Source organism: uncultured Succinivibrio sp., from assembly GCF_902756765.1.
Classification (GTDB): Bacteria; Pseudomonadota; Gammaproteobacteria; order Enterobacterales; family Succinivibrionaceae; genus Succinivibrio.
Genome location: NZ_CACVSS010000025.1, coordinates 18,892 through 27,128, shown reverse-complemented (window position 1 = coordinate 27,128; position 8,237 = coordinate 18,892). Strand labels below are relative to the sequence as shown.

Annotated in this window: 8 protein-coding genes; all 8 read left to right on the top strand. The window is 41.7% G+C overall.

The annotated features are described in order from the left end of the window. A partial coding sequence (locus QZU45_RS05405; protein WP_295352580.1) for a TAXI family TRAP transporter solute-binding subunit occupies window positions 1-184 on the top strand: 184 nt, incomplete at its 5' end. Between the two features lie 302 nt (window positions 185-486). Further along, window positions 487-969 (top strand): division/cell wall cluster transcriptional repressor MraZ, encoded by a 483-nt coding sequence (mraZ, locus tag QZU45_RS05400; RefSeq protein ID WP_074942837.1) that lies wholly within the window; start codon window positions 487-489, stop codon window positions 967-969. Between the two features lie 21 nt (window positions 970-990). Further along, window positions 991-1,941: a 16S rRNA (cytosine(1402)-N(4))-methyltransferase RsmH gene (gene rsmH / locus QZU45_RS05395; RefSeq protein ID WP_295352575.1), complete on the top strand. Its 951-nt coding sequence runs from the start codon at window positions 991-993 to the stop codon at window positions 1,939-1,941. Beyond that, entirely contained in the window at window positions 1,942-2,547 is a 606-nt protein-coding gene (locus QZU45_RS05390; RefSeq protein WP_295352572.1) for a cell division protein FtsL, read from the top strand. Window positions 2,548-2,635: 88 nt separating this feature from the next. Continuing rightward, window positions 2,636-4,267 (top strand): penicillin-binding protein 2, encoded by a 1,632-nt coding sequence (locus QZU45_RS05385; RefSeq protein ID WP_295352569.1) that lies wholly within the window; start codon window positions 2,636-2,638, stop codon window positions 4,265-4,267. Window positions 4,268-4,269: 2 nt separating this feature from the next. Continuing rightward, a complete protein-coding gene (locus QZU45_RS05380) occupies window positions 4,270-5,775 on the top strand; it encodes a UDP-N-acetylmuramoyl-L-alanyl-D-glutamate--2,6-diaminopimelate ligase (RefSeq protein ID WP_295352566.1) in 1,506 nt (501 codons plus the stop codon). Then, window positions 5,768-7,144 carry a UDP-N-acetylmuramoyl-tripeptide--D-alanyl-D-alanine ligase gene (gene murF / locus QZU45_RS05375; RefSeq protein ID WP_295352563.1) on the top strand — a complete coding sequence of 459 codons (1,377 nt, stop codon included), beginning with the start codon at window positions 5,768-5,770 and terminating at the stop codon, window positions 7,142-7,144. The genes QZU45_RS05380 and murF overlap by 8 nt, the downstream gene beginning before the upstream one ends. Beyond that, window positions 7,145-8,227, top strand: a complete 1,083-nt coding sequence (gene mraY / locus QZU45_RS05370) for a phospho-N-acetylmuramoyl-pentapeptide-transferase (RefSeq protein ID WP_295352560.1) — start codon at window positions 7,145-7,147, stop codon at window positions 8,225-8,227. The last annotated feature ends 10 nt before the right edge of the window (window positions 8,228-8,237 follow it).

The window sequence follows — 8,237 nt, the reverse complement described above, 5'->3', positions numbered from 1 at the left end:
CGGTGATCTTGATGAGCAGACTGTTTACGATCTGACCAAGACTTTCTGGAATAACATAAAAGAGTTAGGTCAGGCTCAGTCTAATCTTCGTGGACTTGATCCAAAGAATGCTGTAAAGGATATAGCTAATCTACCACTTCACAGCGGAGCTGAGAAATTCTATAAGGAAATAGGTGTTCTATAGCTTTTATAAGGCATCTGAATCATCAGATGCCTGAATTTCTCCCACTTTTTCTTCACTCTTTTTCTCTTTTCCTTTGCTTTGTCAGATCGCTTAAATAAGCCAATCTTGTGACTTGCTCTGCATTTACACAAAGATCTTGGAATATTTATAGCCGTCAAATATATTTAACTTACTGTTTTTTTATCTTAAATCTAATTCTTTCCTAATTTATTTTTTCTTGAAAAACTGCAATCTTTTGATAAACTTAATGGGGGAAAGTGGGAATTTGTGGGGATATTGTTTCTACCCCATAAGGAAATTGGATGTTTGCAGGCCTTCTCTTAAGTGGCACCAATGATGTCAGCCTTGATCTTAAAGGTAGAATGGCTATTCCTGCCCGTTACAAGGATGTAATTAAAGATGAGTCTGATGGTCAGCTGATAGTCACCAGATCTCTTTTTGACAAATGCCTTTGGATTTATCCTACTTCCGAGTGGGAGAATGTGGTGGAATCCCTTGGCGCCCTCCCAACAATTACCGATCCACTTTGCCGCACTATTCAGCGTATTGTACTTGGAAGTGCTGTTTTCTGTAGCCTTGATGCTCAGGGAAGAATTCTTATTCCCCAGGAATTAAGAACTGAGGCATCACTAGAGAAAAAAGCATTTCTGATTGGCTTTAACAATAAATTTGAGCTTTGGTCCGAAGAAAACTTTAAAGCTCAGCGAGAGATTGATAATAACCTGCTTATGGATGCCTGTAAATCAATGGAATCCCATAGCCTGCTGGCAAATCTCAAGCTGTAACTTAACGAATGAAGGTTGTAGATGGCTTTTTCTCATATTCCTGTTTTATTAAATGAAGTCCTAGATGGTCTTGATATCAAGCCGGACGGGATATATGTGGATGCTACTTTTGGCAGGGGAGGGCATTCAAGAAAGATCTTAGAAAGACTTGGACCTTCAGGAAGATTATACGGACTAGACAGAGATTTAACTGCCGTAGAAGCAGCTAAAGAGATTAAAGACGAACGTTTCTGCATTACACACAGTGCCTTCTCAAATATTCTTGAGGTCTGTGAAAGACTTGGAATAGCAGGTAAGGTTGACGGTATTCTGATGGACATAGGTGTTTCCTCTCCTCAGATAGATGATCCCTCACGAGGATTCTCCTTTGAAAAGGACGGACCTTTGGATATGAGAATGGATCAGAGTGCAAAACTAGATGCAAAGACCATCGTCAATACCTATTCAAAACAGGATCTGGCATATATTTTCAAGGTATACGGTGAGGAGAACTTTGCATCAAAGGTTGCTGCCGCAATTGTAAGAGACCGAGAGAAGAAACCTTTTGAAACAACATTGGAACTTTCGGAGTTCATTAAAAGAGTAATCGGTGGTAAACCTACTCCTAAACACAAGGCTACCCGCTGTTTCCAGGCATTGAGAATTGCCGTAAACGGGGAGCTTGATGAACTTAAAAAAGCTCTGGACAGCAGTCTGGAGGTGTTAGCTGACAATGGAAGATTATGTGTAATCAGCTTCCATTCACTAGAAGACAGAATCGTAAAAACATTTATAAAAGATAAGTCTCAGGGGCAGAAGGTTCCTAATGGATTACCTCTGACTTTTGAAGAAACAGAAAAAATGAGACTAGCTACAGCAAAGGTGGAGCCCGTTGGAGGTGCCATAAAGGCATCCGCAGAAGAAATAGAGTCAAATGTAAGATCTCGAAGTGCAACTTTGAGAGTATGCAGGCGACTTAAGAGGCAACCTTAAATGCAAGAGTCATCAGCATTACGAAAATTAGAAGACAATCTGCCAGTTGAGGAAGAAAAAGAACCCCAATTTGGTGATAGATCGACTCACAAACATAAAGCTAACAGTAAATTACAGGCACCTGATGTAGCAAAGATTCAGATCTCTGCTCCTAAGGAAGAAAAGAAAGAAGAAAAAACTGTTGTAACTGAAGTTACAGAGCAGAGGATTCTTCGTATCGCCAATGCAGACAGTCAAAATGACGACCTGTCCCCAGAAATTTTAGCAATACCCTTATACACTGGTCAGCTTGATTCAGCTAAGAAATCGGCATTGGTGCCAACAATACTGAAAGACGTTTTCGCACATTCTTTATCTTTTGTGTTAATCTTAGTAGCGACATGTTTATCGGTTTATAAGGTACATATCGTTCAGCAGACCCGTGATATTACAATTCAGCTGAATGAAGTAACCTCAAAGAATGAACTGATGCATAGGGAATGGCTTTCATTGCTTTCTGAGAGAGAAGTCCTGACAGAGTATTCTGTAGTCAGAAAGTCTGCTATTAAAAAACTAGCCATGGTTCAGCCAAAAACAGAAGACGAAGTTGTAATTGATTTAAGATAAAATGGCCCTAATCCACGAACAAGGGAGCAGTCGCCTACAAATAAGCAAATTCCGCATTTTCAGCGTGTGGGGTATTGCTTTTTTATTTATGGCAGCCTTAATTGGAAGGCTACTGTGGATCCAGATCCTATATCCTGAAAAACTAATCGCTGAAGGAAATGCTCGTGTTGTAAGAAACTATCACTATGAGCCTCCTCGCGGTCTTATCACAGACAGAAACGGCAGAATCCTGGCTATTTCTGTTCCTGTCAAAACAGTAGATGCTGATCCTAAATTCCTTCATGAGGAAGGTGTTTATGCTGATAAAAAGAAGATGGCAGAGATTGCCAAGATTCTTGATATCGATGTTAACGCCTTATATAAGAAGACAGCAGATCAGACAAGACGTTTTGTTCACTTAAAACGCTATCTTGATGTTGATAAGGCTAAAAAACTCAAGGCCTTAGGTAAAAACGGAATTATTCTTGGTGACAGCTACCGTCGACACTATCCTACAGGAGCTATGAATGCCACTCTCATCGGTATTTTAAACGGTGAAGGAGCCGGTGTTTATGGTGTGGAGCAGAGCTTTAACTCATTTCTGACCTCAACTGCTTCTACCCGACTTGCCAAAAAGGACAAATTCAATCATATCGTTGAAAATCTTGGAACGGTAAAAAAGGGAACTCAGGGTGGTAGTCTGGTGCTGAGTATTGATAACAGACTTCAGGAAGTTGCTTTTGCTGCTTTGGAGAATACCGTAAAAGAGAATGATGCGGACAGTGGTACTGCTGTTCTGATGGATGTTAAAACCGGTGAGGTGCTGGCGATTGCTAACTCACCATCCTTTGATCCTAACGACAGAAAGAAGTTCGACAGTACTAACGCCAAAAACAGAGCTGTAACAGATATTTTTGAGCCAGGCTCAACCATGAAACCTCTAGTTGCTCTGGCCGCCTTAGAGGCTAAAACAACCAATTGGAATGAAGTTTTTGATACCCGACCATTTATAGTTGATGGTAAAATGGTAAGGGATTCTCATGCCATGAGTCAGGGAACACTTGCTGATATTATCAAGTATTCATCAAATACCGGTATGGCCCGTATTTCTATGAGGCTTGGTCCTCATAAAATCATGTCGGTACTGGATAGATTCGGCTTTGGAAGTAAAACTGCATCAGGTCTTGCAGGAGAAAGTCCTGGAAGACTTAATGAAAACAGACCTTTCTGGTCCGAGATTGATAAGGCCACACTTGGTTTCGGTTACGGTGTTGCAGTTACAAATATTCAGCTGACTTCAGCATATGCCACACTGGCTAATGGCGGAAACAGATTACCTGTATCAATTCTAAGAGTTCCTAAGGTTCCGGAGAGTACAAACGTAATGTCTCCAAAGCTGGTGGTAAATATGCAGCGTGCCCTGGAATCTGTAGTTAACAACGGTACCGGTGGCAAAGCGGCAATTGATCGCTATCGAGTTGCGGGTAAGACTGGTACAGCAAAAATTGCATCAGGTGGAACTTACGGTAAGTTCTATATGGCAACTTTCGCCGGATTTGCTCCGATTTCAAATCCTCGATTTGCTCTTGTTGTAGTTATCAATGCGCCTAAGGCAGGTAAGTTCTACGGTGGTACCGTTTCAGGTCCTGCCTTCAGTGAGATTATGTCCAGAGCTCTGCAGCTATATAACATTAAGCCGGATGTACCTCTGGAAAAAGAAAATAGTAAGAAAGACAAGTAAAAATGAAAAAATTAAAACAGATTGTAAGCTTCCTTGGTTTAAAGAAAAAGGTCGAGGATATAGATGTTCTCGATCTTGAAATAGATTCAAGAAAGATAAAGGAAGGTTCAGCATTTTTAGCTTTAAAGGGAACCAGAACCAACGGACTCAAATATATGCGTTCAGCCCAGGAGGCAGGCGCTGCAGCCATTTTATATCAGGATAAGAATCCTCCATCAGATGAGGATTTAGAAGGAGTAACCATTCCTGTCATCAAGATCCCTAAGGATAAGAAAATAGGTCTTCTGGCAAGCTGGTTCTACGATAATCCTTCAAATAAAATCGGACTTATCGGAATTACCGGTACCAACGGCAAGAGCACCATTACTCAGCTAATTGCCCAGTGGCTTTCTTTTGGAATGGATACCAAGTGTGCTGTTTTAGGTACCTTAGGTTTCGGTTTCCTTCCAGATCTTCAGAAAAGTTCAAATACCACTCTGGATGCAGTAACTCTGCAGAAAACCTTAAATCAGATGGTTCATCAGGGCGCTCACTACGCAGCTTTGGAGGTTTCTTCAATAGGTGCTGTTGAAGGTCGAATTGATGGCTGCAGTTTCAGTGCCGCAGGCTATACCAATCTGACACGTGACCATCTTGATTATCACAAGACCATGGAAAAATATGCCGAGGCTAAGCTGAACTTCCTAAAGAGAGTTTCTCCTAAGCGTATAGTTCTGAATGTTGATAATGAGCAGGGCATAAAGTACAGTGAAGAGCTTCACGGCTGTGTAGCTTACAGCTGCAAGAGCGATTTCTTCAGCTCAACCAATTCCCTTTTATTCAACCGCTATGTATGGATCAAGTCAGCTACCTATAAGGCACATTCCATTGTTATCGAGGTTGAATCAAGCTATGGCTCAGGCAAGTGCGAAATCGGTCTTTTAGGCGGATTCAATGTTGAAAATTTTGCATGTGCCTTAACTGTTCTTCTGAATCTTGGTTTCCCTCTGGATAAGCTTTTAGCCACAGCTTCAAAGCTTAAGCCAATCAAGGGTAGAATGGAGTGCTTTACCGCAGAACACAAGCCTCATATTGTTGTTGACTATGCTCATACTCCTGATGGTGTTGAGCAGGTTCTTCGTGGCGTAAGAGAACATCATCCTGACGGTGAGATCTGGTGTGTATTAGGCTGTGGCGGTGACAGAGATAAAGGAAAGCGTCCGATTATGGCAATCAAGGCCTCTGTTTTTGCGGATCATGCAGTTTTCACCTCAGATAACCCTAGAACTGAAGATCCTAAGTCTATTTTAGATGATATGCAGAACGGTGTAATTGCCGAAGCTCATAATTATGTCTGCATAGAGGATCGAGAGAAGGCTATCAAGTATGCCTTTGAGCACGCAACTGAAAAGGACTGCATCGTGATTGCCGGAAAAGGTCACGAGGATTATCAGATTTTTAAGGACAAGACCATTCATTTCTCAGACAGAGAGGTCGCCTGCAAGCTTTTAGGAGTTAAATGTGATTAGTTTTAAATTAAGTGAGCTTGCAGTATACGCAAACTATAAGCTTCTTGGCGCTGACAGAGAAATCAGTGCCGTAAGCACAGATTCCCGTAACTGTAAGGATGCTCTTTTTGTTGCTCTTGTCGGAGAGCGTTTTGACGGTCATGACTTTATTGAAAAGGCAATTGATAATGGTGCGGTCGCAGTTGTTTCCTCAAAGGTTCTTCCTGAGAATGTCGTCAATAAGGTTCCTGTAGTACTGTGTAATGATACCCAGAAGGCATTAGGCTACTGCGGTTATCTGGTAAGACGTCAGTCAAAGGCTAAAATTGCTAGTCTTACCGGTTCATGTGGAAAGACCACAGTTAAGGAATTTACTCACTCAATTCTTTCACTCTGTGGCAAGAGTATGTGCACCAACGGAAATTTCAATAATGACATTGGTGTTCCTCTAACTCTTTTGCGTTTGGAGAAAGATACAGAGTTTGCTGTTATTGAACAGGGCGCCAGTCATCTCTTTGATATAGCCCATACCTGTGAGTTCGTCAAGGCTGACACTGCTATCATCAACAATGTTGGTGGAGCTCATATTGAAGGTTTCGGCTCATATGACGGAGTCTACAAGGGAAAGTCTGAAATTCTTGAGGATGTACTGTCCCGTGGCGGTATGGCTGCAGTTCCATCTGACAACAAGTATTTTGAACGCTGGAAGTCTGATTATAAGTCAGCTTTTGCAAGTGGAAAACTTCTGTCCTTTGGTTCCCATGAATTTGACTTTGTACGTTTCTCCAATGTTAAGAATTCTGCTGATGGCCTGAGTTTCACCTTAACCTGTCCTAATCAGAGTTTTGATATCAGTATGAATGTAATGGGCGCCCACAATGCTTCTAATGCAGCCGCCGCCTGTACTCTGGCTCTAATCAGCGGAGCTGATGAGGCAAAGCTGAAGGAAGGCCTGCTTTCTTCTGGTGCTATCAAGGGGCGTCTATTTGCCAACACCTTCAGTAACATGAGTGTTATTGATGATGCCTACAATGCAAGCTATAACGCTGTGATTGCAGCTCTTGATACCTTAAATCTTCAGACAGGTCATAAGGTTATGATTTTTGGTGACATGGGTGAGCTTGGAGATGCTGCGATCGAGCTTCACGAAAGTGTAGGTGAGCATGCGGCCTCTAAAGTTGATGAGCTTTTATGTGTTGGTCCTCTAACTGAACACACCTGCAAAAAGGCAGGAAATAAAGCAAAGCATTTTAATTGTCACGCAGATCTCGTAAAATATGCACGCACTGTAATTAACAATCACCCATATACAAGCTTTTTAGTAAAAGGCTCACATTCTATGCATATGGAAGAGATTACCAAGGAACTTATCGCTCTAGGGGCCAAATAAATGATAGTTTTTTTATCAGATTACTTAAGTCAGTACATTTCATCATTTCGTGTTTTTGAGTACCTGACATTCAGAGCTGTACTGTCACTGTTTACAGCTTTATTCCTTTCTCTGTTTTTCGGTTCATATGTAATCAGAAAACTGCAGCTTTTACATTTTGGTCAGGTTGTTAGAAATGATGGCCCTGAGTCTCATCTGAAAAAGAACGGTACTCCAACCATGGGCGGTATTCTGATTATAGGCTCAATTGCCTTATCAATGCTTCTATGGTGTAAGCTTGATAATGTCTATGTATGGTATACCCTGGCAACCCTTATCTGCTATTCCTGCATCGGTTTTGCTGATGACTATCTTAAGGTAGTTCGTCACGACCCTCATGGACTTAGAGCTAAATATAAGTATTTCTGGCAGTCAGCCTGTGCAATCACCCTAGCCTGCTGCATTTACGGAACAGCATCCACTCCTGCAGAAACAACCTTAGTGGTTCCTTTCTTTAAGGATTTTATGCCTGATTTAGGATTCCTGATTATCCCTCTGGCCTATTTCGTGCTTACCGGTTCCTCAAATGCGGTTAATCTTACTGACGGTCTTGATGGACTTGCAATCATCACTACCATTACCGTGGCCTCTGGTCTTGCTTTTGTCGCCTGGGTAACCTCAAATTCAAACTTTGCAAGCTATCTATATATTCCTTATGTTCCAAAGGCTTCAGAAATCACCATTGCCTGTACTGCAATCATCGGTGCAGGTTTAGGGTTCCTATGGTTTAACTCATATCCAGCTCAGGTATTCATGGGTGATGTTGGCTCCTTATCTTTGGGTGCTGTTTTAGGTATTATCGCAATTCTGATCAGACAGGAATTCCTGCTGTTCATTATGGGCGGTATCTTTGTTCTTGAGACTGTCAGTGTGATCCTGCAGGTAGGCTCCTACAAGTGGAGAGGTCGCAGAATCTTCAGAATGGCACCAATTCATCATCATTTTGAAAAGGGTGGCTGGCCTGAGCCTCGAGTAATGGCTCGTTTCTGGATTATTACCATAGTGCTGGTTCTGATCGGTATTATCACCTTGAAATTAAGATAATTATTAGAAA